The following is a 24,811-nucleotide window of genomic DNA, read 5'->3' as shown; positions in this document are numbered from 1 at the left end:
ATTCTAGATTTTAATATCACCCACCAAACATAAACTACCTCTTTGTTTTATAAAATGACATATATCAATTTTATTTAATACGGTATTATCTGATAAACGATATTTAATAGAAAAAGACCTACTAAAAATAATAACATATAAATGAGCTGAACCATTTTAACGTTGGTTAAGATTAACCACGATACTGTTTTATTTGGAAAAATAAAAAGCGCCAAGCCAGAAAACAGAAATGACCATCCAATTAATGTAATAACCAGTTTGTAATTTAATTCCCAAAAGTTATGTAAGATAATTGTGGTTAGACCTAACGTAATACAAATAAAGGCAGCCAGAATTAAAAACTTTTCATCTTTAAGGTTGCTAAAAATCTGTTTTATCCGTTTTGGATTAAAGCTTAGTATAAAAAAGAAAATGATAAGGTACCAGCCCCAAAACTTTGTGAAGAATAGTGAATTTTCCATGGTTTTATTAATTTTTTTCGTGTAATACTAATAGTGGTTTATCAGTGTGGTAGCTTATTTTTTCAACCCTACTATGAAAAAATATTTGTTGAAAATAGTTGAGGTTTTTGGCTACCATACAGATGAGATCAATATCTCTGCTTTCTACAAAACATTGTACGGCATCTTCGACTTTTTTGTTGGTTAGATAATGAAAACTGCTTCTAATACCTGTAAAATAATCTTTAAGCAATGTTATGCTTTCATCTAAATCTTCTCTTGGATCTTCTTTGTTTTTATTGATATGAAGTATTCTAAGAGATGCTTTAAAATGCTGAAATATTTCTGCTAATGGATGTAATGCTTCCAGGTTATAAGATAAATTTAAATCTGTTGGAAAAGCAATCTCTTTTGGTGCTATAAATTCTGCATTTTCAGGTACTGCAAGTGTGGTGCATTTAACTTTGGTAATAACGTCTGCAGTATTTGTTCCGATAATGATTTCATTTAAACCTGAAGCACCCTTTGTGCCCATTATAATAAAATCTATTTGCTTTTCTTTTACAATCTTTCGAATAGAATCAATAAAAAAACCGGTTTCCGTAAGAGCAAAGAATCTGTGCTTCTCTTTATTAGGTTCAAGCATTGAAATGCGCTTAATAAAATTACGCAACCTTTGTTTTGCCGGTTTGATATAAGTGTTTTCTAGATAATAAGTATCTACAATTAAGGTTTCGTCTTGAGGAATGAAGTTGTTTAAACTGTTGACATGCAATACATAAAAACCACAGTCAACAGCATTAAAAAAATGGATGGCATATTTGATGGCATTCCATGAGTTTTCAGAAAAATCCGTTGGTAAAAGCACATTTTTCATGATACCTATAATTTAGTATCTTAAATTTAAGTGCCTAAAACGGTTTATAAAATGACAAGAATCATTTTAGAAAAGTGTACTTATTTAATTTGTTTAAGTCCATCAATATCTAAAACAACAATGTTTCTTCCTTCAGATTTAATTAATCCCTGTTCTTTAAAATTGGTTAGTGTACGTATAAAAGTTTCAGTAGCAATACCAGCAACACTTGCCAAGTCATTTCTTGATATTTTTATTGGGTCATTTGGTCTACGATTAATTTTTTCAGCAAATTGAAGAATGGTACTGGCCGTTTTTTTATTGACTGAGCTATATGCCATTTCTAAAAGCTGGTCTTTAATATGGGATAGGTCGTCTGTTAGGTGGTCAATTAATGCTATGGCTAGTTTGTTATTATTCTTTATGATTTCTGATAATTGTAGTATGGATAAGCCAACCAGCTTGGTCTTTTTTATAGCTGTTGCGGTTTCTTTGTGTGGTAAATTATGTGTGAAAGATGTGTAACCAAACAAATCGTCTTCTTTATATAGGCTTGTGGCTAATTCTTTGCCTTTGGTGTCTAGTTTGTGGCATTTTACGGCACCTTTGGTAATGAGATAGATAAAATTGGAATGATCACCTTCTCTGTAAATAATATCGCCTTTGTTGAACGTAAGCCCATTGCCATAATCGTCAAAGAAGTTTTTTAAGTCATTGAGGTTGATTAGTTCATCTTTCTCAGAGTAATTATGAACGTTATCTTCTACTTTCTCTTTAAGAATACTAGCTTTGGCCAATCTGCTTTTAATGGCACTTACTAGCTCCTCCTCAGTAAAAGGTTTTGTTATATAATCATCAGCACCAAGATTCATCCCTTTTCTTACGTCTTGATGTTCGGTTTTGGCAGATAAGAATATAAAAGGGATATACTTTGTTTTATTGTCCTTACTTACTTCATTTAGCACTTCATAACCATTAATTTTCGGCATCATAATATCACAGACAATAATGTCTGGTAAATTGATATTTATTGATTTTAAGCCAAGTTCACCATTGGGAGCTGTAATAACTTCAAAGTTAGAAAGTTCCAAAAGTTCGGCTGTGTTTTCTCTCAAAACCTTATCGTCCTCTATGAGTAAAATCTTAGTCATGCTTTGCTTTATTTGGGATTTTTAGTGTCACTAGTGTTCCTTTGTTCTCTATACTCTCAATCTTTATGCTTCCGCCTAAATTTTCGATATGAGTTTTTACAATGTTAAGACCAATTCCAGTACCTTGCAGGTTGAGCACATTTTCTGCACGATAATAACGTGTAAAAATATTATCCATTTCTTTTTTAGGTATGCCAATACCATAATCTTCAACCTCAAAAATGGTATCGTTTTCATTTTGGTGAATTCTAACATCAATACTCGAATTTTCACCTGAATATTTCACCGCATTCTGAAGAACATTAGACAAGATAATTTCAATAATTCTTTCATCTTGATACATTGATATACCATCGATATCACTTGGGTAATTGATACGTTGCCCTTCTTTTAAAAGCATGTTAGAACTATAAATTACTTCATTGATTACTTTACTTAATCTGAAGTCTGAAAACGAGTAGTTATATGTGCCAGTTTCTAATCTTTCGATAGATAAAAAGTCATTTAATATAGTGTTTAGGTAATTTACTTTGTCTTTTAAGATAGCCAAGTGTTTGTCTCGTTTTGGTTGCTCTTCACTAAGCTTATATTTTTCTAAGAGCATTAAAGATGTTGCTATGCCACTTAGGGGTGTCTTAAACTCATGTGATACTAGCGACAAAAATTTTGTTTTTAATTCGTTAAGTTCTTTCTCTTTACTCAATGCCTCTTGAAGCTGTAAAGTTCTTTCTTGTACTGTTTTTTCAAGTTTTATAGTATAGTTCTTTTGCTCGGTAATATCTAATATAATGGCAACAAACACTTTTTTATCTTTCAATAGAGAAAGCTGTAAATGTACCATTACAGGATATGACGTACCATCTTTTCTAACATGAATGGTTTCAAAGTCTAACTGCTCTTCTTGTTTCTTTAGAAGTTTATTAATGTATTTTTTTCTAAAAGTTGCTTCGTCTATTCCTAATTTTAAATCTACAGCAGTCATAGATTTTAGCTCTTCCAAAGAGTAACCTATATTTTTTAGGGCACCTCTATTGGCATTAATAAAATTTAATGTTTCGGCATCAAAAACGTATATTTCATTTAAAGACTCATTAAATATTGTTGCCAAATGATTTTTTTCTTCTTGAGCTCTCACCCGTTCCGTTACATCATTTTGAACTCCAATAAAATGGGTAACAATACCTCTTCTATTTGTTATAGGTGTGATGTATAAATCATTATAAAAAATGGTGCCATCTTTTTTGTAATTTCTAAGAGTGGCCAAACAACTTTCGCCATTCTTTATGGCTTTTCTTATTTTGGAAATTTCTTTTTGGTCCCTATCGTCACCTTGAAGAAATCTACAGTTCCTATTTAGTATTTCTTCTTTAGTAAAACCAGTAAGCTTCTCAAAAGCTGCATTGTGGTAAATGATAGGATTATCTGGTTTTAGGGCGTCGGTAATTACAATACCGTTTTTTGCAGAATCTAATGCCTTGGTTCTAAGCATAAAATTGAATTCACTCTCTTTTTGTTTAGAGATATCCTTAACCAAAGCCATAACATAGGTTTTGTTGTAGATGCTGTAAGGATTAAGTTCTACTTCGATAGGTATAATGGTACCATCTTTTTTTAGTCCGTAAACATCTGTGGTTTTACCCATTTTGCTATGCTGATATTCTTCTATAAAGCGTTCTACATTTTTACTGTGTGCTTTACGGAATTTGGAAGGTATGAGAATCTCTATTGGCTTACCTTTAATTTCATCTTTATTGTAACCAAAAATAGTTTCAGATCCGCCATTAATCTCCATGATATGTTGCTTTTCATCAACTATAATTACTGCTTCAGAGATGGCTTCTAGAAGAATATTGAATATTTCTTGGTCTTGTTTAATCATGCAAAACTAGTTATTGGTACATCCCTTAAATATAAGCATTAAAAAGGGATTGTAGTATGATAATGATCAATATCATTCTTTATATCTAAAGATTTAAATACCTTAGTTTATAGCTAATTTTAATTAAGATGAATAAGGACTTTTTAATACACTTAGGACATGTATTTTACGCCATTGCTAAGGCAGATGATAAATTGTCTTTTGAAGAATACACGAAATTGTCCGAAAGTCTAGATAAACGATGGCAACATCTTGCTGAACCTGATAGAGAGCTGATAACAAATCAGTTTAATGCACTACAAAAAGTAAACACACCTGCGGAAGATAGTTTTTCAACTTTTATTGAGTTTGTTCATGGAAATTCTAAGTTATTTACAAAACAACTAAAAAAATCCATCCTTAAAACAGCAAATGATATTGCTTATTCTTTTGCAAAAATCAATAAATCTGAATTAAACTTTGTGGCAAAATTGAGCCTTGAGTTTAAGAAATTGCCATAATAAATACTTTGGTTTTTAAGTCGTAAGATTGACCAAAATCATTTTATAATATCCTCCTCAATATTAGCTTTATAGAGTTAATCTTTAAAGCAAATAATCATGAGAAAGTCAGTGCTAATGTTGGTTGTTTTTATGGTGTTGCCATTAGCGGTAATATCTCAAGACATAAAAAATATAGATTTTATATCACCATTTTATGATGGGCTAGCAGCTATTGAAAAGAATGGGGAATGGGCTTTTATTGATGAGACTGGTGATATAGTTGTTGACTATAGGAATGATTTAGTTTTAAATAGCTTGGGTGACGAGAGTTATCCTGTTTTTGATTCAGGTAGATGTCTTATTGTAAAAAAAGAAGAAGGAATCTCTTACTTTGGTTTTATTGATAAAGAAGGGAATACTGTTATTGAACCTCAATTTTTAAATGCCACAAGTTTTAATAACGGAAAGGCCATTGTTTTACAATTACATAAAAGTGTTATTGGAGAAAATGACATTTTAGACAAGAGAATGATAGAGTACAGTTACACAAAAAATATCATAAATGTCAGTGGCGAAGTAATAATGTACCTCTCTGAAAGACCAACGCATGTGACCTTATCTAAAGATTACATTAGAGTTCCTCCTAAGATTGGAGCTAAGTTTATTTCAAATAAGCTTATCGCAATAAAGCATGATGACAATAAATGGATTATAAGAAAAGTCAATGAATCTAATCAATAAATACAGATACAAATCTGTAATTGGGAGTCACCTAGCATTGCTTGCAATAGTACTCACCTTTTCATACTCCTGTAATCAGAACAGGAAAACGATTCAGCCAGAATACAGAGAACTTACAGAATCGGTTTATGCCTCTGTTACGGTTCAGCCAGATAGCTTATACCAGGTCTATACTATTGTTTCGGGTATTTTAGATAAGAATCTAGTTGAAGAAGGGGATACTGTTATAAAAGAGCAAAATATTATGCAGGTTATTAATAATGCTCCTAAGCTGAATGCTCAAAATGCAAAACTTCAATTAGAGTTGGCTCAAGAAAATTATAATGGTAGAGCAGCAGTTCTTAGAAGTATAGAGGATGAGATTATCTCTGCTACTTTAAAATACAAGAATGATTCCGTGATTTATTTTAGACAGAGCAATCTTTGGAACCAACAAATAGGCTCTAAGGCAGAGTATGATGCTAAAAAGTTAAATTATCAATTATCTAAAAATAACCTTCAGTTAATTAAGACTAGATATCAACGAACAGAGAGTGAATTGCTTACAGCTCTTAAACAATCTAAGAACAATTTTGAAACAACCCAAATAGCTAGTAAAGATTTTACTGTTAGTAGCAAGATAAATGGTAAGGTGTATGCCCTTTATAAAGAACCAGGCGAAATCGTTAATACCATAGAACCATTGGCTACATTAGGTAGTAAAGACCGTTTTGTTATTGAAATGTTGGTAGATGAGGTAGATATAGTAAAAGTAAAGACCAATCAGCTTGTTATAGTAACCTTGGATGCTTATGGCACAAATATTTTTGAGGGAAAAGTATCTCGTATTTTACCTAAAAAAGATGAGCATAACCAAACGTTTACTGTCGAAGCTCTTTTTAATGACCAACCTGCCACATTGTATCCTGGATTATCTGGTGAAGCTAATATCATTATAGCTAAAAAAGATAGTGTACTTACTTTACCCATTTCTTATGTTAGAAATAACAAGGTTGAAACTGAAAAAGGCTTACAAAAAGTCGAAATAGGTCTGCAAAACATGGAATTTGTAGAAATTATTTCTGGTATAAATGAAAATACTAAAATTTATAAACCCAAAGACTAATGAATTGGCCTATTATATTAAATATAGCAAAAACACACTTAATTACTAAGATTAAGCAAACATCAACAGCAGCTTTAGGAGTTACCTTTGGTATAGGTTCTTATATTACCTTGGTTTGTTTTATGACAGGATTAAATGCTATGCTAGACAATCTTATTCTTAACCAAACACCACATATCCACATTTATAATGAAATTGAGCCCTCAAAAAAACAGCCAATTTCCTTGTATCAAGAGCTGGAAAATAGTTTTAACATCGTTCATTCAATAAAACCAAAATTAGCTCAGAAAAAAATTCACAATGCTTTACCTATAATTAATTATCTAGAGCATCAAGATGATGTAAGAGGTGCATTACCTCAGGTAAAAACACAGATTTTTTATATCGCAGGCTCAATAGAATTGGGTGGTAATATTACTGGTATTAGTCCTATAGATGAAGCCGAGTTTTTCAATTTCAATGATTATTTGGTTGACGGTTCTGCCAAAGATTTACAAATTATAGATAACGGAATTTTACTAGGTATAGGAATTGCCAAGAAAATGGCCTTAAAGGTTGGAGATCGTGTACAGGTAAAACCAATTACTGGAAAAATATTTCCACTTAAAATCGTCGGATTTTACCAAAGCGGCATTACAGATTTAGACAATATTCAAAGCTTTGCCAGTATTAAGACCGTTCAGAAGTTATTAGGTAAAGCTGAAAATTATATTACAGACATAAATGTTAAGCTTAATGATATAAGCGTTGCAGAAACAATGGCAAAGCAAATCGAGTCTCAATTTAATCTCAGAGCTATTGATATAAAAACAGCCAATGCACAGTTTGAAACAGGTACTAATATTAGAAATTTAATAACCTATGCAGTGTCTATTACACTTTTAATTGTAGCAGGATTTGGTATTTATAATATACTAAATATGCTAATTTATGAGAAGATGAATGATATTGCCATTTTAAAAGCAACAGGATTTTCTGGTAGAGATGTTCAGGCTATTTTCATGAGTCAAGCCATGATTATAGGTTTTGTAGGTGGTGTTTTAGGATTACTCATCGGTTTTGGTTTAGCACATTTAATTTCAACTATTCCATTCCAAACCGAAGCCTTACCTACAATAGAAACCTATCCTATAAATATGAATCCTTTATTTTTTATAATAGGCTTTTCATTTGCAATGCTTTCTACTTTTTTGGCAGGTTATTTACCGTCTAAAAAAGCTAAAAAGATTGATCCGGTAAAAATTATTAGAGGGCAATAAGCATGAGTATTTTAGAAGCAAAACATATTGACAAGTATTTCAAGAAGCCAGTCCTCTTCCATGTTTTAAAGGATATAAATTTTAGTATAGAAAAAGGAGAGTTTGTGTCTATTATGGGAAAGTCTGGATGCGGTAAATCTACTCTACTTTATATTCTTTCTACTATGGACACAGATTACGAAGGTGAGTTATGGCTCAATAATGAGCTAATTTCAGGGCAAGACAGGGAGTACTTATCCTTCATTAGAAATAAGCATATTGGTTTTGTTTTTCAATTTCATTATCTGTTACCAGAATTTACTGTTTTGGAAAATGTAATGCTTCCTGCTAAAAAACTTGCAGAAAAATCTCTCAAGGAGATTGAACAAGATGCTATGGAAAAGTTAAGCATATTAAACATTGAGCAACTCTCCCAAAAAAGAGCATCTCGCATTTCTGGTGGAGAAAAACAACGTGTCGCAATAGCTAGGGCTTTAATCAATAATCCTTCTATAATAATGGGAGACGAGCCAACGGGTAATCTAGATAGCCATAATGCAGAAAATGTATTCGAAATTTTTAAGCAATTGAGCGAAACAAAAGAATTGTCTTTACTTGTTGTAACTCATGACGAGGATTTTGCAAATAAAACAGATCGAATTATACAAATGGGTGATGGTCGGATTTTACCTTGAACAAAAATTTAAAATTCATTATAAAGTTACCTTGCTGGATTTGTTGAGAATGGATGAATAGCTTTTGAGATATAAATTAAATATACTTAACGAAGAAGGCTGGTTTTATAAATGTTAAAAGCACCTAAGTTGATGAATATCATTGTGCTAGATTAATGATTTACTTTCCTTTGGTTAAAACTTAAAACATGTTTTTGACCATTATCATATTACTGCTTTTGTCATCAACTATATACCTATTGTTAATGCCAATAATTTTGGTTTTAGATACAAATAATGAGCAATATTATGTTCAAATGAAAGGTATCGCCAGAGCTGATGTGATTAAAGATAAAAAAGAGATTTTTATAGTAAGACTAAAGCTCTTCTTTTTCAAGTTTTACATCCATCCATTAAAAGCCAAAAAAGGAAAAAAACTAGGAACATTAAATGCGGTAAAAGTTGATAAAAAAACAAAGAAATTAAGTTTTAGAACAGTAATAAGAATAATGAGATCCTTCAAAGTGAAGAAGTTTTATATAAACATTGATTCAGGCAATTGTATTACAAATTCAAAATTGTATCCTGTGTTTTCTTTTTTAAACTATCGATTTGGAGGATTCCATATTAATTTCATAGGTGAAAACGCATTAGTATTGGTTGTTGAGAATAGACCAATACGTATTATTAAATCATTTTTTAACATTTAAAACATTAATATTATGGAACTACATTTAGAGGAATTATTAGGACAAGTTACAGATTTCATGAAAACTGAAGCTAATGCAGACACCGTAATTGGTAAAGAATTTCAATTAGGTGAATTTAGTTGTGTACCTGTTATCAAAGTAGGTATGGGATTTGGATCTGGTGGAGGTGAAGGCTCAGAGGCTAAAGGTAAAAAAGGTGAAGGTATGGGAGCAGGAGCAGGAGTAGGAATAGAACCTTTAGGATTCTTGGTAACTAGAAAGAATGAAATCTCCTTTATTGAAGCTGGTAAGGCTCATGGTCTTGCAGCTGCATTTGAAAAAGTGCCGGATTTAATCGAAAAATTTGCAGAAAGCAGAAATAAGGAAGTAATTGCCAATTAAAGATTTTTATCATAAAATCTGAATTTGAAAACCGGGTAGGTCCATAAAGATCTACCCGGTTTTTTTAGTCAAAAAAGCTTTGCAGAAGGATATGAAGTATAAACTAAGCTGATAATAATCATTTTAAAAAGGACCCTTACTTTTTAAATTAGTAGGTATCCGATTAAATGTGCTATTATGAAAATTTTCGTTAAACTACTTATGGCCTTTTTAATTCTAATATTAACCACTATTATTTTATTGTAGGTTATTAATATTAAAGATTAAAAAGTAACATGAAATATGTATTAGGCTTCTTTATGTTGGTTCATGCTTCTATCCACTTAATGGGTTTTGGCAAGGGCTTTAATGTAACTGATATAAAGCAACAAGTATTAGGAATTTCAAAACCCATTGGATTGTTATTATTGCTCGCTTTTATACTCTTTATTGTTTCGTTAGTTCTATATATAACCAATAAAAAGTGGTTTTATGTTGCTTTTTTAGCAATTATACTTTCTCAATTTTTAATAATTACTGCTTGGCAAGATGCCAAGTTTAGTACTATAGCAAACGCCATAATTCTTTTGGTTAGTCTTTCTGCTTTGGGAAATGATATGTTTCAACATATGGTAAATAAGGAGATTGTAAAACTTTATAGTAGAGACAGAAAACAAAATTCTCAAACTATAACTAAAAATGATATTGAAACGCTACCACATATTGTTGGTAAATGGTTAAATACTTCTGGTGTCTTGGGACGTGAGAAATCCGAAAAGGTATATTTAGAACAAAAAGGGCTAATGAGGACAACACCAAATGGTAAGTGGATGAGCTTTGACGCCAAACAATGTTTTAATATCAATAATGTTTCTTTCATTTGGAGTGTGACTGTAAATGCCATGCCAATGATTAATTTTGTTGGACGTGACAAACTGGTTGACGGAGAAGGGGAAATGCTCATTAAACTTGCCGGTTTAATTCCCGTGGTAAATGAAAAGAAGAATCTAAAAATTAACTCAGGTGCAATGATTCGTTTTTTAAGTGAGATGTGTTGGTTCCCTTCTGCTGCTTTAAGTGATTATATATCATGGAAAGAGCTGGATGGAAATAGAGCTAAGGCAACACTTACTTGGAACGCTAAATCTGTTTCAGGTGTATTTTCTTTCACTGAAGAAGGGAGTTTGCTATCGTTTGAAGCCAATCGTTATTATGGCGGAGGTATTGATGCCAAAGAAGAAAAATGGTTCGTTCAAATTGAAGATTATGAAACATTTAGCGGGATAAAAATTCCAAATAAAAGTAAGGTTATCTGGAAATTTGAGACTAGTGACTTTTATTGGTTGAAATTAGAAATTACGGACATAAAATTTAATTTTAAAAAAGTCTGAATAGATTTAGTAACCTACTTTATTTTTTGTGTTTGGTACTTCCCATTTAATCATTTCTTTTAAAAACTCATCTACTTTTTCAATTATTATCTTTTCTGTAATGTCTTTTGGATTGTGGATTTCTAATTCAACACTACTGTTTTCTACTGGTATTTGTTCTATGTACGGAAATAAAATAAACGTATGTACGTCGCCACTATATGATTGAGAGAATACCAATGCACCACCTTGCATAAATTGATAAGTAGGTATTTGATTGGTACAGTCAATGAGTTCTTTAGGGAAAGAATCAAACGTAATGTTTACAGCTTCGTTAGTGCCAATCCAATTCAATTCTTGTACTTTCCAACCAATAGCATAGGTATCACAAATGGTTTTTAATGTTTTGCTGATTAAATCTTTGGTCTTTGTTTGCCAAATGGTCTTTTTATCTACAACTGTCTTTATAGAAGTCTTATAATCATTGATTCGTTCTTCTAAATGTTCTATTTTCATAACTTAATTATTTATTGTCTGTGTTTTTTTGAGCCTCCTTCTTTTCTTGTCGCTCTAACTTTCTAAAATAACCACGCGTTAAGAAATTATGCTTTAATGCTTCCATATTTTCATTAAACTTTTCGGTACCTTCTTTAATGTTCTTAATAGTCGATTTTAGATCATTAACCAATGCTGTATCTCTCACAATGTAGTTATAGGCTCCTTCGCTAGAGTTTAAATCATTTACAACAGTATTGAAATTGTTTAAAATTGAATTGATCTCATTACTAGAGGTTTCAAGATTATTTACAATGCTTTTTAGCTGCTTTCCTGAAATGGAATCATTCAGTACCATTCCCAAAACAGAATCATCATTAGTTTTTAATGAAGAAATAATATAGGTTAACTCATTGATGGCTCTTGTTGCGCCCCTGCTTGCAGTTTTAAGATTATAAACAGATTGTTTAAGGTCTTGTGCCATTATAGTGTCGTTTAATAACAAACCGATAGTGCCTTCTCCATTTAACATTTCGCCAGTAATTTTTAACAAATCAACTGTAAGTAAAGCCGCATTTTCAGAGCCAACACTTAAAGTACTAAGGATATCATCAGCACCAATTTTACTAAATGACTCTATAATATCACCATTTTCAATAATTGTCGCATCACCTTTACCAGGTACAATATTTACAATCATATTACCAACTAACCCATCGGATCCTATTGTAGCTATAGCATCTTTTTTTATGTGTTTTGTGATTTTTTCCTCAATACTCATATCTATTTTTATGGTAGAGTCATTAATCATGTTAATGGCTCTTACGGTTCCTATATCAATACCAGAATATCTAACATTGTTGCCATTCTGTAAACCATTTACATTTTGGAAATACGCACTGATAGTGAAGGTTTTTTTGAACATATCCTTTCCTTGGCCAATCATATAAACGGCTACCACAAATAAGATGGTGCTGATAATAACAAATATGCCAAGCCTTGTTTTTTGTGATGCTGTTTTTTTCATGTGTTTCAAATTTTCTAGAACCTGAGATTCTATAATTTATTATTTTCCTTTGTAGTATTGATTACCTGTCAAACGCCTATTATGGGCTTTCATAATTCTTGTTTAAAAAATGCTTTAACTTTTGGGTCTTCAGATGCTGAGAGTTCTTTGAATGTGCCTTCTGCATAGTCTATGCCGTCTATGAGTAAAATCATTCGATCAGAAATAACTCTTGCACAGTCTACATCGTGAGTAATAATGAGTGCTGAGGTGTTATATTTTTTCTGAATGCTTTGCATTAAGATGATGATTTCTTTAGCTGTTATAGGGTCTAATCCACTTGTTGGTTCATCGTATAGTATAATTTTTGGCTGAAGAATTAATGTTCTTGCCAAAGCCACACGACGCTTCATACCACCAGATAATTCAGAAGGCATTAAATCTATGGCGCTTGCCAAACCTACATTTTCTAATGCTTCAATAATCATACTTTCGGTATCTGTGTCTTTTTTAAATTTTTTTGAATGACGACGCAATGGGAATTCTAAATTTTCACGAACACTCATAGAATCATATAATGCACTACCTTGGAACAAGAACCCAATATCAGCTCTTAAAATATCAAGCGCTTCTCGGTCTAGCTTAGTAATATCATGTTTCATTACAGAGATTGTACCGCTGTCAGCTTCCATAAGACCTACCAAGCATTTAATCATTACTGACTTACCAGAGCCTGATTTTCCCATGATAACGAGATTTTCACCTTGGTGTAACTCAAGATTAAAGCCATTCAATACATGGTTGTCTCCAAAGCTCTTGTGCAAATCTTTGATTTTTAGAACAACTTCTCTTTTTGATATGTCTTTGTTTTCATTCATAAGTCATAAAAAATATCAGCAATAAAAACAGCTATAAAATCTATAATGAACAGTAATAATGATGTAAAGACAACCGCAGAGTTTGCAGCTTTCCCAACACCAGCCGTTCCCTTTGTACTGTAATAGCCTTTATAGCAACCAACAATACCAATAGCCAAGCCAAAAAAGAATGTTTTTATGGTTGCCGGTATAATATCTCCAAATTCTAAAGAATTAAAAACCTGATTGAAGTAAAGCGTAAAAGATACATTACCTTTTACATTTTCAACTAAAAAGGAACCAAATAATGCTAATGCATCACCAAAAATTACGAGTAGTGGTAGCATTAATGTTACTGCTAAAACTCTGGTAACAACTAAAAATTTGAAAGGATTAGTGCCCGAAACTTCCATAGCATCAATCTGTTCTGTAACTCTCATTGAACCTAATTCTGCACCAATACCAGAGCCGATACGTCCAGCGCAAACCAAAGCAGTAATGATTGGCCCAATTTCTCTAACGATAGATATACCGACCATGGATGGCATCCATGATACTGCACCAAATTCCATTAACGTTGGTCTGGTTTGAAGTGTTAATACCAAGCCGATTATAAATCCTGTGATTCCCACTAGAAGCAGTGAGCGATTTCCCATATTATAACATTGACGAAGCAGTTCTTTAAACTCATAAGGGGGTTTGATGACTTCTTTAAAATATCTAATGGTAAAATATGAGAGGTCTCCAATCTCTGTGAAGAAAGATCTTAATTGTTTGTTTATGGAAGTGATTTGTTCCATACTATAATGAGCTTAACGGTAATACAAAATGTACTATCCTGTTAATTCGTTGTCATTTGCCTCATTGTTTTCCCAACAATCCAGATTGTAAATGGTGGTTTCAGCAATATTGGTAAGGGCTTCATTAGTTAAAAATGCTTGGTGACCAGTAACCAATACATTTGGCATAGCTATTAACTTTATAAGTGTATCATCATCTGGAATATCATGAGATAAATCTTTAAAAAAGATGCCTTTTTCGTTTTCGTAAACGTCCATACCATAAGCTGCAATCTTTTTATGATCTAAAGCCTGTATAAGATCATCTGTGTTAACAACAGCACCACGAGCAGTATTGATGAGGTACACACTTTCTTTCATTACATCAAACAGGTCTTCATTAATCATGTGGTGTGTTTCACTATTTAATGGTACATGAAGTGATATGATATCTGATTGTTCACACAAATTTTCGAGAGACACGTATTGCAACCCATATCGATCTGTTAGTAGATTGTCTTTCTCAATATCATTACCTAATAATTTACATCCAAAACCATGCATTATTTTAGCCATAACTGAGCCAATTCGGCCAGTACCAATAATACCAACAGTTTTGCCATGGAGATCAAAACCTGTAAGATGACTTAAATCAAAATTGAAGTGCTTGATTTTATCGTTAGCTTCAATAAGTTTTCGATTTAAAGCTAGAAGAAGTGCAACCGAATGTTCTGCTATAGCATTAGGTGAATATGCTGGTACATTAGCAACTTTGATACCTTCTCGTTTGGCAGCTTTTATGTTAACATTATCATACCCAACCGAACGTAAACTTATATATTTAACACCAAAACTGTGAAGTTTCTCTATTGTTAAAAAGCAAGCTTCATCTGCAGAAAAGATAGAGGCTGCATCATAGCCTACCGCACTAATAGCAGTTGAAGATGACAATGCTTCTTCGGTAAACGTTAGTTTGTGCTTATTTTTATTTGCTTGTTCTAAATAGGGTTTCTCAAAATCTCTGGTGCTGTAAACAAGAACTTTCATGACTTATATTTTACTTCAGTTATAATATCTCAAACAACTTTGTTAAGCTGGTATCACCATAAATGGTGTCTGTAAGTGCATTACAATCTTTGATATCGTTGGTTTAAAGAACAGATTTTCAAAAAATGTATGTTTGTTGTTTATCATTACAAGTAATTCAGATTTATGTTCTTTCTGATAATCATAGATAACATCTGCAATGTCTTTCTCTTCTAAAATGTCGTATGTGGTGTTGTAATCTGTAAATGTTTCCTTTATAATTTCTTTGTGTATTCTTTGTAAAGATGTAAGTCCTAACATTGATATATGCAGAACATTAATATTGCTCTTGTGCAGTTCTAATATTTTAAGGATTGGTTGGAAATGCTTGTGTTTAAATTCAAGATTTAAATCTGAAGGGAACAATATATTCTCTAAGCCTACAAATTTATAATCATCAGGTACAGCAATGACAGGGCAAGAACGTTTGTTTATGACTTGTGTGGTATTGCTGCCAAAAACAACTCTATCTGAGTCTGTTTCACCCTTTGTTCCCATGACAATGAGATCTATATTGTTGTCAGATACCGTTTTAGAAATGCGGTCAGGTAAAAAACCTTTTACCACCTCTACTTCAAACTCTTGGTCTTTGCCATATTTTCGCATTGATGAAATTGCAAATTCGTAAAGACGCTCTTTGGATTCTTCCTGAAGAATTTTATGGATATCCTTTCCTATAAGTCCTTTTTCAATTTGATATTCATATGAAAATATGACTGGAGGGTAGCAATGCAAAAAGTAAAATTTACAGTCTTCGTTTTTATATAATTCTAAAGCATAGCTAATAGCATTTTCAGAATTTTTGGAAAAATCGGTAGGCAATAAGATGGATAACATAATCAAAGGATTTTATTGTTCTTAGCATTTAAAGTTATCACTAAGATTTAAAATTTCCCATGATATTTATCAGCTAAAAAATTAATAAACAATAGTTTAAGTTTGATTTTTTGTAAAATAAAAATGATTGCTCGTAAGTGAGCAATCATTGATTATTGCTTTAATTTTGATAGGTCTAAGCCGAATAAGTTTGTTTTACAACAGCATTAGAAGATTTAAATTGGTATTCTGGACTGTGAAGCATCTTATGGTAGAGATGTTCGTTTACCTTAACTGGGATTTTGAGATTAGGGAATTTGATATGATAAGCATTTTCTGTTTGATTGACTACACAAACTTTGATAGGTTCCTTCTTCATAATCTAATTCTTTTTAAATATTAAACTATAAAAATCATTAAACCTGTTTCTTTTCGATAATTTGAGATGTTTTTTCTTTTGGTTCAGTCGTTTCTGGTGGTATAACATACCTGTATCTGTCGTTAAAAAAGTTTTGTCTCATGGCTTCCATTTGCTTCATAACATCATCCATATTTGGGAAACCAGAAGGCATTCGATTAGAAAAGAAATCATCTTTGAAAAAGTCATCAGAAAAAAACTGTTTCATAATAGAATCTTGGTCAGCAAAACCATTAAGGTTTGGAGACTGTAGCATTGAAAAACGCTTTTGCATCATAGAGCGCATTTGATTAATAATACTATCACTTTCAATACCTTTAATATTTCCTGAGGAAGACCAACTATAAATAGAATCATAGCGAATAATGTTGCCGTTTTCGTCTAGTTCTTTATTGACTTTCCAATTACCTTTAGGCTTTAGAAGGCTGTCTTTTTGAATTTTTAAATCTGAAGGATCTTTAGAAGATTTCTCAGTGTCTTGTGCGTTACAACTTGTAGCTAAAATTGCTACAAATAAAAAGAGCATTACTTTTTTCATTTTTTACAATTTTAAATTAGACATCTGCATTTTTAAATGCAAAAAAAATGCCATGGCGAAAGTAACTTACATTTTGTCAGTATGCTTTATTTTAAATTAATTGCTGCTGTATAAGCTAGCTTAGATATCAGTTTTCTTGTTTTTAAATGTAAAGAAGATTATAGCTACAAATATTAAAACTGAAAGTATCCAAATCCACCAGTTGTTATTGATTTGTAAATCTATTGGAGAAGTGTCACCGATGAGTACTAAACCAGCCCAATATTGTGGCGCAACTGTTCTACCATCTGCATTAGAAATGTAATTAAGTTTTGCAGCTTTAAGTGCTTCATCTTTCTTCATTCCTTTTGAAATATTGTCATAAAAATATTCTAGAATTTTTGTGCTGGACTGTTCATCAATTTTCCAAAGACTAGTTAAGATACTTTCACTGCCAGCATAGTTAAAAGCATGAGCCAAAGAAATCATACCTTCACCTGGTTGATAGCTTGGTTTTCCGGTTTCACAGGCAGTTAAAATGGCAAGGTTTGAAGCTAAATTCTGGTTATAAATCTCATAAGTGTACAGTGAGTTATTCTCTTCATCTGTGTTTTTTGCAAAGATTAATCTCGAAAATTCTGGTGAAATGTTATCTGACTCTGCATGAGTGCCAATATGAATAATCTTGTGCTCTTTGGCATTTTCGGTAAAAATGCTTTTGGAAGCTTTTTCGTTCAAAAATGAGTTACCATTAAACAACCTCGAATAACTCTTGGTCAAATCTTTTGCAAAAGGTTGAGGTAATAGCTTTAGGTAGCTATAGTCTAATTCTACTGAATCCTTTATGGCAATTTTATATTTGGTTTTCATGGCTTCGTTAAACTCTGGTGCGAAGCCAATAAAATTAGATTCGTAGCCAACAGGTTGGCTATTTTTGTCTATTAGGAATAGACTGTAATTATATGAAATAGTATGCTTAGCCAATAAACTAAGAGTACTCAAATCTTTATAATTCTCACAAATTTTTGAGGTCAGTAACTCAAAGCTTAGGTTAAAAAGTTCCTTGTCTGGTATTATTATAATAGATTCTGTTTTTATTTCATTTTCAATAGGTTTCCAGAGGATATTATACAATGCCGATTGAAGTTGAAAGGTAGGTTGGAGAGCTTCGGTTTTACTGTTGAGTTGAGAGATTAATGACTTTAGATTATCCGATTTCAATTCTACCATATCAGCCGAAGTAGAATTAACTACAAAGGCGTAAAGCATATCTTCAATAAACATATATCTCACCACAGTAGAAGATTCGGGAATGTTCTGTTTTAAATTATTTAATGATTGTGAAATTGAAGCATAACGTAGCTTGTAATAATTAGGATAATCCTCTTTTAATTCATTTAAAAAGTTCAGCCATTTTTTTTCATTTTCTATATATGCATTTATAGATGTGTTTTCGTCTAAAAAGCTATTGAAATTAGCTTTGAGTTTTTTTTCTTTCTCTAAAATTTTCGTCGGTAAATTGGCTGTTAATTGTACTGATTTTGAGTTAAGCCTATTTCTAATTTTATGATAAATCATAGACTCATGATAGCCCAACAAAGCTTCTAAATATTTCACATTTTTTGTTAGTTGATAAAGTTCTAAATTTAACGACTTAGCAATTTTGAAAACATCTATATTGTCTTGAATTAAGATGGATGTTGAGGTATCACTACTAATTATAGATTTTCGGTTTTCCAAGAGTTTGATAGCATTTTCAATTTCTAAAAGTTGAGCTTTTAAAAAAGCTTCATCTTTTGTGGAGTTCAATTTTAAGTTGGTCTTTACTTTGGTCAAAATAGCACTTACTTTATTACTCTCTACGTTTAGTGTATTCAACTTACTATTTTTAACTAGTTCATTAGAAATAAGTAGTTCTAATGCTTTGTCACTGTAGAGTAGTGCATTGCCATAATCTTTGTTTTGGTAATAAATGTCTGCTAAATTCAATACCTGAAAATACTCTAGAAGTGTTTTCTCACCTTGATTAGTTTTGATGTAATCCAACGCTTCATTAGCCATTGAAAGTGCTTTTTCTTTATTGCCGATTTCTGAATAGAAATTGGAAGCGTTTACGGTGAAATCTAGATAAATTTCATCATAATAATTTCCCATAGAAGCTTTAAAGTATTTTTCACTTTTTTCAAAATATGTTTTGGCTAATTCTTTATTGTTGAGCTCCATGGCAATCACGGCTTTACTATAATAGGCATCTGCCAGCCAATAGTCATAGTCTCCATTATTGTTTATAAAGTCTCTAATCCCTTCATCTAATAACATTTCAGCTTGGGTGTAGTTTTTTAAAGTAACTTCTATTTGTCCTAATAGTACTTTTCCTTTAGCTATTTCTGGACTTTGAGGCGGATGATGTTTGTTCTTTAACTGAAATGCATAACTAAGTAACTGTTTTGCTTTTTTGTAGTCACCAATATCTTTATACAAACCTGCATAATTTTCTACAGCTTGAAATAAGAATTCTTGTGCATGAGTACGTCTTACATCGCTAATGTCTTCTCTTAAAAAAGCATTTAGATTATTCACGGTTGTGCGCATAGCATTAATGGAGGCATCTAAATCTCCCTTTAAGCTATAAATACCAGCAATGTTATTATTTAACGAAGCAGATCGGTAATATTTATTCCAAGGTGTTTGTTCAAGCGACTTTAGTGTTTTATCAGCTTTTTTGTAGTAATAAATGGCACTATCAAATTTTGAAGCATACCACATCATTCCACCTAAAGAATTGTAAGAAATATAATAGCTGTCTGCACTCGAAGTGGAATCACTTTCTAATGAATTAAGCCCCTTTTTGTGATATTTAGTTGCGGTTGTTAAATCACCCAATCGTGAGTAAAACACACCTAAATTACTCTCAATCAGAGCCAAATCTTTACCTGTTGCTTCAGGCATTGTCTTAGTTATTTCAAGAGCTTTGAGGTTGTAATTTTTTGCGGTTTCAGAATCGCCAATTGATTGATAAAAAGATCCTGTTTCTAATGCTAATTGTCTAAGTGCTTTTTTGTTGGTAGTTAATGCTTCAATCCTAGTTTCAAAATCCTCTATAACTTGTGTTGCAGAAGTTGTATTGTTGAGCTTGGATTCAATCTGACCTAAATAGTAAACATAATCCGTGAGTTCATAAAACTTATCTGCTTCTATGAGCGAGTCCATCTGTTTTTTAGTGAATGCTTCTGCGGCTTTATACTCATCATTCTTCAAAAAATTATCTAATGTTTTTAGATTGTTTTCATGAAGACTTTGGGAATATAACCTACCAAAAAGACTCACTAATACCAAAAGTAGAAGCGCTATATATTTATGTTTGTACATCTTTTAGTTCAGTTTTTTGAGTAGATCTTTTGCCTTGGTAAAGTCGGACTTTTGTAAGTATTCCTTAGCTTTTTCTAAATTGTCATTCTTTATATATGCCAATCCTAAATAGTAAAAAGCTTCACTTTTGAAGACTGAATTATCTTGCTTAGTTACTTCTTCTAGATAAGAAATAGCTTCACTCTCTTTTTTATTTGCTAATAAAGCAGAACCTACAAAGTAATTAAGAGTATCGTTATCAACTTTAGTTTTAAGCTCATTGGTCCAGGTTTTCAAAGCTTCATTATAATGTCCTTGTTTATAAGACACCATAGCTTTATAAAACTCATAATTTTTGGTGCTACTCATAGTTGTAGGCAAACCAGGATCTGATGAGTAAAATTCTGCATATAACTGCTCATTAGAATCTCGGTTTAAGAACCAAAAACTTCCAGCAGCTATGATTAAAGCAGCAGCTACTGCAATTTTCCTCCATTGCAAGGATTTTACCTTTGGTTCAGATACATCAGTATCTTTTTCAGTTGATATCATTTCATTATGAAATATATCTAACTGTTCTTTTAAAGCTTGGGTTTCAATACCTTTTAAAACAGTTTTGATATCTTCAACTTTTGCAGCTAATCCGTCTTCGTTTTGTAATCGGTTTTCAAAAATTTGCAAGTCTTCATTTGAAAGCGAATTATTTAAATAGGCTTCAATACTTTCAAATTCTTCTTGTATTATGTTATTTAAGTCCATTGCTATTGATTATTATTTAGGGCTATGTCTTTCAATTTTTGCATACAACGGTATTTTTTATTTCGTGTTGAGGCCGAATCTAATTGCAGTTCTTTTGCAATGTCATTCATAGGCTTCTTTTCGAAATAAAACTTACGAAGTAAGCTTTTGCAAGCATTACCTAAATTTTTAAAGGCATGCATTACATCTTCTAATCGTTTGTCTTTTAAAATGTCATCATCCATATCATTATCTTCTTCATCTTTTATTTCAAAATACGCCATTTGAGAAGCCACAATTGTTTTTTTATAGCCTTGAGATCGTAATACATCTAACCACTTATTCTTAGCTATGGTGTACAAATACCCGCTAAGTGAGGATTCACTTTGAGGGATGAATTTGTCTTGTTTTACATTTTGCCAAACCGCCAAAAAAGCTTCTTGATATATGTCTTTTGCATACGCTTTAGTCCCATTATTTTTTAAAACAAGAGTCTCTATTTTAGGGTAGTTGTTGTTGTAAATACGTTTCAGTGTAATAGAATCATTACGCTTTATGGCATCAACTACTTGTAGTGTATTGTTGGTTTTGTATGCTTCCCTCATGTTAATAGCTAATCATGAGAAAGATACAATTAATTCAATTTTCTACAAATAGTTCCAATTCATACAGTTTATTTTAACGACAAAAGGTTTTAAGCTTTGTTTTTCAGCGTATCCTTTCCAAGCCATCCACCACCAATGACCAATAGTAAAATACCTGACCATCGCATAAAGTTGAAACCAGACGAAGGTGCATTCATATCAAATTCAAAAACAGATTTTCCATAAGCGTCCTTATCTACTTTGATGTTTTTGGCATCATTTGGAAGTTCAATTATGAAGGTTTGTTGTAGGTTTCCACCATATTCTACAGGACTACTTACTAACATATACTTGTTTTCTGTTAATTCAGTAAGTTGTGCATTTTTTTGATCAGTATCTACTATCCATTTTCCACGTTTGTTGATTTCACAAACTCCATAAGCATTAAGGCTAAGATTAAATGAACGATTCATATCGTCTTTGTCTAGTTTAAAATCATCCAAAAAATATGCAGGCATAGAGCGCTCAATGTCGCGTTTTAATGCAGAAGGGTTATTTCCGTAATTGCTATTCCATACTTGCCATTGTTGAGCATTCATGGTCATGGAAACAGTCAGTTTGGCATTACCAATGGAGTCTATTCGCATTTCTATTTTTTGTTGCGATTGAGCATTACTGTTAAAGCTGAAGAATAATGTGAAAATACTTAATATTTTTATTAAAGTTTTCATGATGATTAGTTTTATCTGATACTGTTATATACTTGATTAATTATTCCTGAATTTTGATTGTATAGGTAATCTGGTGCACCCACAGCTACAATTCTGATACCTCCTTGTCGTCTAACGGCTTTACCAATCCAATTGAAATTTCCATTGGCAGAATACGTTACTCCAGATACAGAATTACCATTGATTTGATACTGCATTTGCATACCAAAACTTGTTAAATATTGATTGACTGTTGCCATCCCTTGTTGTGTATTTGAGACCGGAATATCATAGATGGTAACCGTAGTCATCTGGTCTGGTGCTACAACCTGAGCGGTAACAATTGGCATTTGCGGAACAGGATTCATCATGGTTTGCCATCCTGCTGGTATTGAAAAAGAGAGCGGATTGCTTGTGCGAAGGTTATTATCAGATAATCTAATGTCATTATCATGATTGTTGGAACTTACTTGCTGTCTGCCAGACCAAGATGCCACAATATCATCTACTTTTTTTCTCATAAAATCATTATCCTTTAAATCCATAGAAGTAACACCTTGTGCATTAACATTATGAATATCGACAAGGGTATATCTTGGATCTCCCATTTGAGCATACTTCATAAACTCTTGCAACTGCTCTTGTCCTTTTTTAAAGGCATCTTCAGCACTAGCTATTCCACCTAAACCTTCACCATTAATTCCAGTAGCTTCAATGGCATAGTATTGGCCGTTCATCCTAAATCCTGGATAGGCATGTCCTGGAACAAAATATATTATTGGATCTATGCCAGCATTAGATAAGATACTGGCATAGAGTGTGCTCAATTCAATACAAAGTCCTGTGTTGCCGGTGATTACCTCTCGTGGTAATCTTACTTGTTGTACCATAGACTGCACATCTTCAGTACTTTTAGGTACGCCTTTGGTACTGCTGTACACCATATGTGATAGTCTTGTTGCTTCGTAAATGCCCATTAAAAATCTCATAGCATCCTTTTCACTTCTGGAAATACCTGCCGCTTCTCCTTTTAATATTTTTTCCTGTAGATTCTGAGTGTAATACTTTACTACGGGATCGTTAGGAGTTACAAAGCAGGCAATAAGCGCGTCGTTATCATAGACGTCTGCATATGAACTTATCTCTTCAGCCTTAATGCCTGTGTACACATACTCGTTTCGGTTGGTGAGTTTAAATGTGAAATCTTCCTCTATCACATCATCCTCATTGGCACCATCCCAAGAAATTTCTATTTCTGCCTTTTCAACAGATTCAGTATTTTTCTCGGTAATTTCATTTTTGAATTTAGGATAACAGGGCACTACCAGTGTCTGTCCTGGAAACATCTCTCCTGAGACAGTTAATTCCGTCCAATCGATATAATTTGGAATTCGATACTTAACTGTTACATCTTCTAAAGTTTCAGAAGAGTTATTAGTGATTTTTGCTTTGAATAGATAGTATTTTCCATCTAAGGCTTCAGGATTTGCATACACTCTGTGGGCTGCTGGCATTACAAATGCTGATTTTTCAATACTGATGTCAATGTCATCAGCACTGCCTTTTTTTGAACCAAAAAAGCTAAAAGCGGTTAGAGCAAGACCAATTAGGCACATAGCTAATGGGATGGCTAGTTTTTTCATGATTAAATAGTTTTTATTGAGTTTAGTGTTTTAGATTTACGGCACGTTAGGATCATTATCGTCTGGATCTCTCAGAATATCGAAACCGTCCATATCGTTATCTACAATACCACCACTTTCATTTACATAAAGTTGAAAATTGATTGGTAAAAATGTATTGGCAACTTGGGCATCGTATTCAGTTTCTGGCGCTGTAACCACCGATACTGTAACATAGGTAGAGCTTGCTGCATAGGTTGTAATCACCCAAACTTGGGCTATGCGACCATTAAAGCGTAGTAATCTGGCATTAAACTCCATCGGAATCGTGGCAAAAACCTGCTGTTTAAATTCTGAACACAGAACCTCTGGTGTACCATTAAAACCATAAAAATTGAACATGGTATTAATTTCGTTAGCCATGAAGTTTTGAGATGGAATTTGTTGTCCAATTACAGAGCTGCTCGGTATCCACCGAAAAAGAACTTCATTATCATTCCTAAACACATTAACACCAATGGTTTGTGTTTGTGGTTCAGTGATTTCAAAAGCTGTAAAGCCTTGCGGGATTGTAAATCCTAAAAGTGGTTGAAGACTATGAATAAACTGTTGACCTGGATTTTGAATTACAGGTACTTGCGATAAACCAGTTGGTCTAGCATTAGCAAAATCCCAATATAATCCTGTGTAACCTATAGCATTGATACAAGAAGATTCACGGTTGGAGATATTTTGAGTATTGTCTTCATTATCTGAGGAGCAGGCAGTAAGAATAATTGCAAAAGTTAAAAAGATTAAGGTGTTAAAGCGTTTCATAAGAAATGGTTTT

At 32.4% G+C, this 24,811-nt stretch carries 26 protein-coding genes; 8 read left to right on the top strand and 18 right to left on the bottom strand.

Features of this window, described 5'->3' with window-relative positions:
* Positions 1-74: 74 nt before the first annotated feature.
* The 4 genes from ACPX19_RS01805 to ACPX19_RS01790 form a co-directional block, all read right to left on the bottom strand.
* A complete protein-coding gene (locus ACPX19_RS01805; RefSeq protein WP_426431106.1) occupies positions 75-461 on the bottom strand; it encodes a hypothetical protein in 387 nt (128 codons plus the stop codon).
* 7 nt (positions 462-468) lie between these two features.
* Positions 469-1,317, bottom strand: coding sequence for a universal stress protein (locus ACPX19_RS01800; RefSeq protein WP_426431105.1), 849 nt, complete (start codon positions 1,315-1,317; stop codon positions 469-471).
* 80 nt (positions 1,318-1,397) lie between these two features.
* A complete protein-coding gene (locus ACPX19_RS01795; RefSeq protein WP_426431104.1) occupies positions 1,398-2,447 on the bottom strand; it encodes a response regulator in 1,050 nt (349 codons plus the stop codon).
* Positions 2,440-4,326: a PAS domain S-box protein gene (locus ACPX19_RS01790; RefSeq protein ID WP_426431103.1), complete on the bottom strand. Its 1,887-nt coding sequence runs from the start codon at positions 4,324-4,326 to the stop codon at positions 2,440-2,442. The genes ACPX19_RS01795 and ACPX19_RS01790 overlap by 8 nt, the downstream gene beginning before the upstream one ends.
* 128 nt (positions 4,327-4,454) lie before the next feature.
* Here ACPX19_RS01790 and ACPX19_RS01785 point away from each other — a divergent pair, with 128 nt between their 5' ends.
* From ACPX19_RS01785 to ACPX19_RS01750, 8 genes are all read left to right on the top strand, one after another.
* The gene (locus ACPX19_RS01785; RefSeq protein ID WP_426431102.1) at positions 4,455-4,826 is read left to right on the top strand and encodes a hypothetical protein; all 372 of its coding nucleotides are present in this window, start codon (positions 4,455-4,457) and stop codon (positions 4,824-4,826) included.
* A 99-nt stretch (positions 4,827-4,925) separates the two neighbouring features.
* Complete coding sequence (locus ACPX19_RS01780; RefSeq protein WP_426431101.1) at positions 4,926-5,549, top strand: WG repeat-containing protein; 624 nt, start codon at positions 4,926-4,928, stop codon at positions 5,547-5,549.
* Positions 5,533-6,654 (top strand): efflux RND transporter periplasmic adaptor subunit, encoded by a 1,122-nt coding sequence (locus ACPX19_RS01775; RefSeq protein ID WP_426431100.1) that lies wholly within the window; start codon positions 5,533-5,535, stop codon positions 6,652-6,654. Before ACPX19_RS01780 ends, ACPX19_RS01775 begins: the two co-directional genes overlap by 17 nt.
* Positions 6,654-7,913: an ABC transporter permease gene (locus tag ACPX19_RS01770; RefSeq protein ID WP_426431099.1), complete on the top strand. Its 1,260-nt coding sequence runs from the start codon at positions 6,654-6,656 to the stop codon at positions 7,911-7,913. Before ACPX19_RS01775 ends, ACPX19_RS01770 begins: the two co-directional genes overlap by 1 nt.
* Before the next feature lie 2 nt (positions 7,914-7,915).
* Positions 7,916-8,587, top strand: a complete 672-nt coding sequence (locus ACPX19_RS01765) for an ABC transporter ATP-binding protein (protein WP_426431098.1) — start codon at positions 7,916-7,918, stop codon at positions 8,585-8,587.
* A gap of 188 nt (positions 8,588-8,775) precedes the next feature.
* Entirely contained in the window at positions 8,776-9,276 is a 501-nt protein-coding gene (locus ACPX19_RS01760; RefSeq protein WP_426431097.1) for a hypothetical protein, read from the top strand.
* A 12-nt stretch (positions 9,277-9,288) separates the two neighbouring features.
* Complete coding sequence (locus tag ACPX19_RS01755; RefSeq protein WP_426431096.1) at positions 9,289-9,657, top strand: GerW family sporulation protein; 369 nt, start codon at positions 9,289-9,291, stop codon at positions 9,655-9,657.
* 275 nt (positions 9,658-9,932) lie between these two features.
* The gene (locus tag ACPX19_RS01750; protein WP_426431095.1) at positions 9,933-11,027 is read left to right on the top strand and encodes a DUF6920 family protein; all 1,095 of its coding nucleotides are present in this window, start codon (positions 9,933-9,935) and stop codon (positions 11,025-11,027) included.
* Between the two features lie 6 nt (positions 11,028-11,033).
* Here the strand turns inward: ACPX19_RS01750 and ACPX19_RS01745 are convergent, their stop codons facing one another.
* The 14 genes from ACPX19_RS01745 to ACPX19_RS01680 form a co-directional block, all read right to left on the bottom strand.
* Positions 11,034-11,522, bottom strand: coding sequence for a hypothetical protein (locus ACPX19_RS01745; protein WP_426431094.1), 489 nt, complete (start codon positions 11,520-11,522; stop codon positions 11,034-11,036).
* Between the two features lie 7 nt (positions 11,523-11,529).
* Positions 11,530-12,528, bottom strand: coding sequence for an MlaD family protein (locus tag ACPX19_RS01740; RefSeq protein ID WP_426431093.1), 999 nt, complete (start codon positions 12,526-12,528; stop codon positions 11,530-11,532).
* An 89-nt stretch (positions 12,529-12,617) separates the two neighbouring features.
* The gene (locus ACPX19_RS01735; RefSeq protein ID WP_426431092.1) at positions 12,618-13,385 is read right to left on the bottom strand and encodes an ABC transporter ATP-binding protein; all 768 of its coding nucleotides are present in this window, start codon (positions 13,383-13,385) and stop codon (positions 12,618-12,620) included.
* A complete protein-coding gene (locus tag ACPX19_RS01730) occupies positions 13,382-14,164 on the bottom strand; it encodes an MlaE family ABC transporter permease (RefSeq protein ID WP_426431091.1) in 783 nt (260 codons plus the stop codon). Before ACPX19_RS01730 ends, ACPX19_RS01735 begins: the two co-directional genes overlap by 4 nt.
* Positions 14,165-14,197: 33 nt before the next feature.
* The gene (locus tag ACPX19_RS01725) at positions 14,198-15,190 is read right to left on the bottom strand and encodes a 2-hydroxyacid dehydrogenase (RefSeq protein ID WP_426431090.1); all 993 of its coding nucleotides are present in this window, start codon (positions 15,188-15,190) and stop codon (positions 14,198-14,200) included.
* Positions 15,191-15,232: 42 nt separating this feature from the next.
* Complete coding sequence (locus ACPX19_RS01720; RefSeq protein WP_426431089.1) at positions 15,233-16,066, bottom strand: universal stress protein; 834 nt, start codon at positions 16,064-16,066, stop codon at positions 15,233-15,235.
* A gap of 175 nt (positions 16,067-16,241) precedes the next feature.
* Entirely contained in the window at positions 16,242-16,424 is a 183-nt protein-coding gene (locus ACPX19_RS01715; RefSeq protein WP_426431088.1) for a hypothetical protein, read from the bottom strand.
* Between the two features lie 37 nt (positions 16,425-16,461).
* Positions 16,462-17,001, bottom strand: coding sequence for a hypothetical protein (locus ACPX19_RS01710; RefSeq protein ID WP_426431087.1), 540 nt, complete (start codon positions 16,999-17,001; stop codon positions 16,462-16,464).
* Between the two features lie 120 nt (positions 17,002-17,121).
* Positions 17,122-20,349, bottom strand: coding sequence for a CHAT domain-containing protein (locus tag ACPX19_RS01705; protein ID WP_426431086.1), 3,228 nt, complete (start codon positions 20,347-20,349; stop codon positions 17,122-17,124).
* 3 nt (positions 20,350-20,352) lie between these two features.
* Positions 20,353-21,087, bottom strand: coding sequence for a tetratricopeptide repeat protein (locus tag ACPX19_RS01700; protein WP_426431085.1), 735 nt, complete (start codon positions 21,085-21,087; stop codon positions 20,353-20,355).
* Positions 21,088-21,089: 2 nt separating this feature from the next.
* The gene (locus tag ACPX19_RS01695) at positions 21,090-21,671 is read right to left on the bottom strand and encodes an RNA polymerase sigma factor (RefSeq protein ID WP_426431084.1); all 582 of its coding nucleotides are present in this window, start codon (positions 21,669-21,671) and stop codon (positions 21,090-21,092) included.
* 89 nt (positions 21,672-21,760) lie between these two features.
* Entirely contained in the window at positions 21,761-22,381 is a 621-nt protein-coding gene (locus tag ACPX19_RS01690) for a hypothetical protein (protein WP_426431083.1), read from the bottom strand.
* Between the two features lie 11 nt (positions 22,382-22,392).
* On the bottom strand, positions 22,393-24,003 hold the full coding sequence (locus ACPX19_RS01685; protein ID WP_426431082.1) for a hypothetical protein: 1,611 nt from the start codon (positions 24,001-24,003) through the stop codon (positions 22,393-22,395).
* A 36-nt stretch (positions 24,004-24,039) separates the two neighbouring features.
* The gene (locus tag ACPX19_RS01680) at positions 24,040-24,798 is read right to left on the bottom strand and encodes a hypothetical protein (protein ID WP_426431081.1); all 759 of its coding nucleotides are present in this window, start codon (positions 24,796-24,798) and stop codon (positions 24,040-24,042) included.
* Between the last annotated feature and the right edge of the window lie 13 nt (positions 24,799-24,811).

It is taken from the genome of Winogradskyella sp. HB-48 (assembly GCF_049942685.1).
Classification (GTDB): domain Bacteria; phylum Bacteroidota; class Bacteroidia; order Flavobacteriales; family Flavobacteriaceae; genus Winogradskyella.
This window is presented reverse-complemented; position numbering and strand designations above follow the sequence as displayed.

Excerpts from the sequence above, each read along its gene's own strand:
- ACPX19_RS01805 (WP_426431106.1), bottom strand. The coding sequence starts at position 461 with ATGGAAAATTCACTATTCTTCACAAAGTTTTGGGGCTGGTACCTTATC.
- ACPX19_RS01800 (WP_426431105.1), bottom strand. The coding sequence starts at position 1,317 with ATGAAAAATGTGCTTTTACCAACGGATTTTTCTGAAAACTCATGGAAT.
- ACPX19_RS01795 (WP_426431104.1), bottom strand. The coding sequence starts at position 2,447 with ATGACTAAGATTTTACTCATAGAGGACGATAAGGTTTTGAGAGAAAAC.
- ACPX19_RS01790 (WP_426431103.1), bottom strand. The coding sequence starts at position 4,326 with ATGATTAAACAAGACCAAGAAATATTCAATATTCTTCTAGAAGCCATC.
- ACPX19_RS01785 (WP_426431102.1), top strand. The coding sequence starts at position 4,455 with ATGAATAAGGACTTTTTAATACACTTAGGACATGTATTTTACGCCATT.
- ACPX19_RS01780 (WP_426431101.1), top strand. The coding sequence starts at position 4,926 with ATGAGAAAGTCAGTGCTAATGTTGGTTGTTTTTATGGTGTTGCCATTA.
- ACPX19_RS01775 (WP_426431100.1), top strand. The coding sequence starts at position 5,533 with ATGAATCTAATCAATAAATACAGATACAAATCTGTAATTGGGAGTCAC.
- ACPX19_RS01770 (WP_426431099.1), top strand. The coding sequence starts at position 6,654 with ATGAATTGGCCTATTATATTAAATATAGCAAAAACACACTTAATTACT.
- ACPX19_RS01765 (WP_426431098.1), top strand. The coding sequence starts at position 7,916 with ATGAGTATTTTAGAAGCAAAACATATTGACAAGTATTTCAAGAAGCCA.
- ACPX19_RS01760 (WP_426431097.1), top strand. The coding sequence starts at position 8,776 with ATGTTTTTGACCATTATCATATTACTGCTTTTGTCATCAACTATATAC.
- ACPX19_RS01755 (WP_426431096.1), top strand. The coding sequence starts at position 9,289 with ATGGAACTACATTTAGAGGAATTATTAGGACAAGTTACAGATTTCATG.
- ACPX19_RS01750 (WP_426431095.1), top strand. The coding sequence starts at position 9,933 with ATGAAATATGTATTAGGCTTCTTTATGTTGGTTCATGCTTCTATCCAC.
- ACPX19_RS01745 (WP_426431094.1), bottom strand. The coding sequence starts at position 11,522 with ATGAAAATAGAACATTTAGAAGAACGAATCAATGATTATAAGACTTCT.
- ACPX19_RS01740 (WP_426431093.1), bottom strand. The coding sequence starts at position 12,528 with ATGAAAAAAACAGCATCACAAAAAACAAGGCTTGGCATATTTGTTATT.
- ACPX19_RS01735 (WP_426431092.1), bottom strand. The coding sequence starts at position 13,385 with ATGAATGAAAACAAAGACATATCAAAAAGAGAAGTTGTTCTAAAAATC.
- ACPX19_RS01730 (WP_426431091.1), bottom strand. The coding sequence starts at position 14,164 with ATGGAACAAATCACTTCCATAAACAAACAATTAAGATCTTTCTTCACA.
- ACPX19_RS01725 (WP_426431090.1), bottom strand. The coding sequence starts at position 15,190 with ATGAAAGTTCTTGTTTACAGCACCAGAGATTTTGAGAAACCCTATTTA.
- ACPX19_RS01720 (WP_426431089.1), bottom strand. The coding sequence starts at position 16,066 with ATGTTATCCATCTTATTGCCTACCGATTTTTCCAAAAATTCTGAAAAT.
- ACPX19_RS01715 (WP_426431088.1), bottom strand. The coding sequence starts at position 16,424 with ATGAAGAAGGAACCTATCAAAGTTTGTGTAGTCAATCAAACAGAAAAT.
- ACPX19_RS01710 (WP_426431087.1), bottom strand. The coding sequence starts at position 17,001 with ATGAAAAAAGTAATGCTCTTTTTATTTGTAGCAATTTTAGCTACAAGT.
- ACPX19_RS01705 (WP_426431086.1), bottom strand. The coding sequence starts at position 20,349 with ATGTACAAACATAAATATATAGCGCTTCTACTTTTGGTATTAGTGAGT.
- ACPX19_RS01700 (WP_426431085.1), bottom strand. The coding sequence starts at position 21,087 with ATGGACTTAAATAACATAATACAAGAAGAATTTGAAAGTATTGAAGCC.
- ACPX19_RS01695 (WP_426431084.1), bottom strand. The coding sequence starts at position 21,671 with ATGAGGGAAGCATACAAAACCAACAATACACTACAAGTAGTTGATGCC.
- ACPX19_RS01690 (WP_426431083.1), bottom strand. The coding sequence starts at position 22,381 with ATGAAAACTTTAATAAAAATATTAAGTATTTTCACATTATTCTTCAGC.
- ACPX19_RS01685 (WP_426431082.1), bottom strand. The coding sequence starts at position 24,003 with ATGAAAAAACTAGCCATCCCATTAGCTATGTGCCTAATTGGTCTTGCT.
- ACPX19_RS01680 (WP_426431081.1), bottom strand. The coding sequence starts at position 24,798 with ATGAAACGCTTTAACACCTTAATCTTTTTAACTTTTGCAATTATTCTT.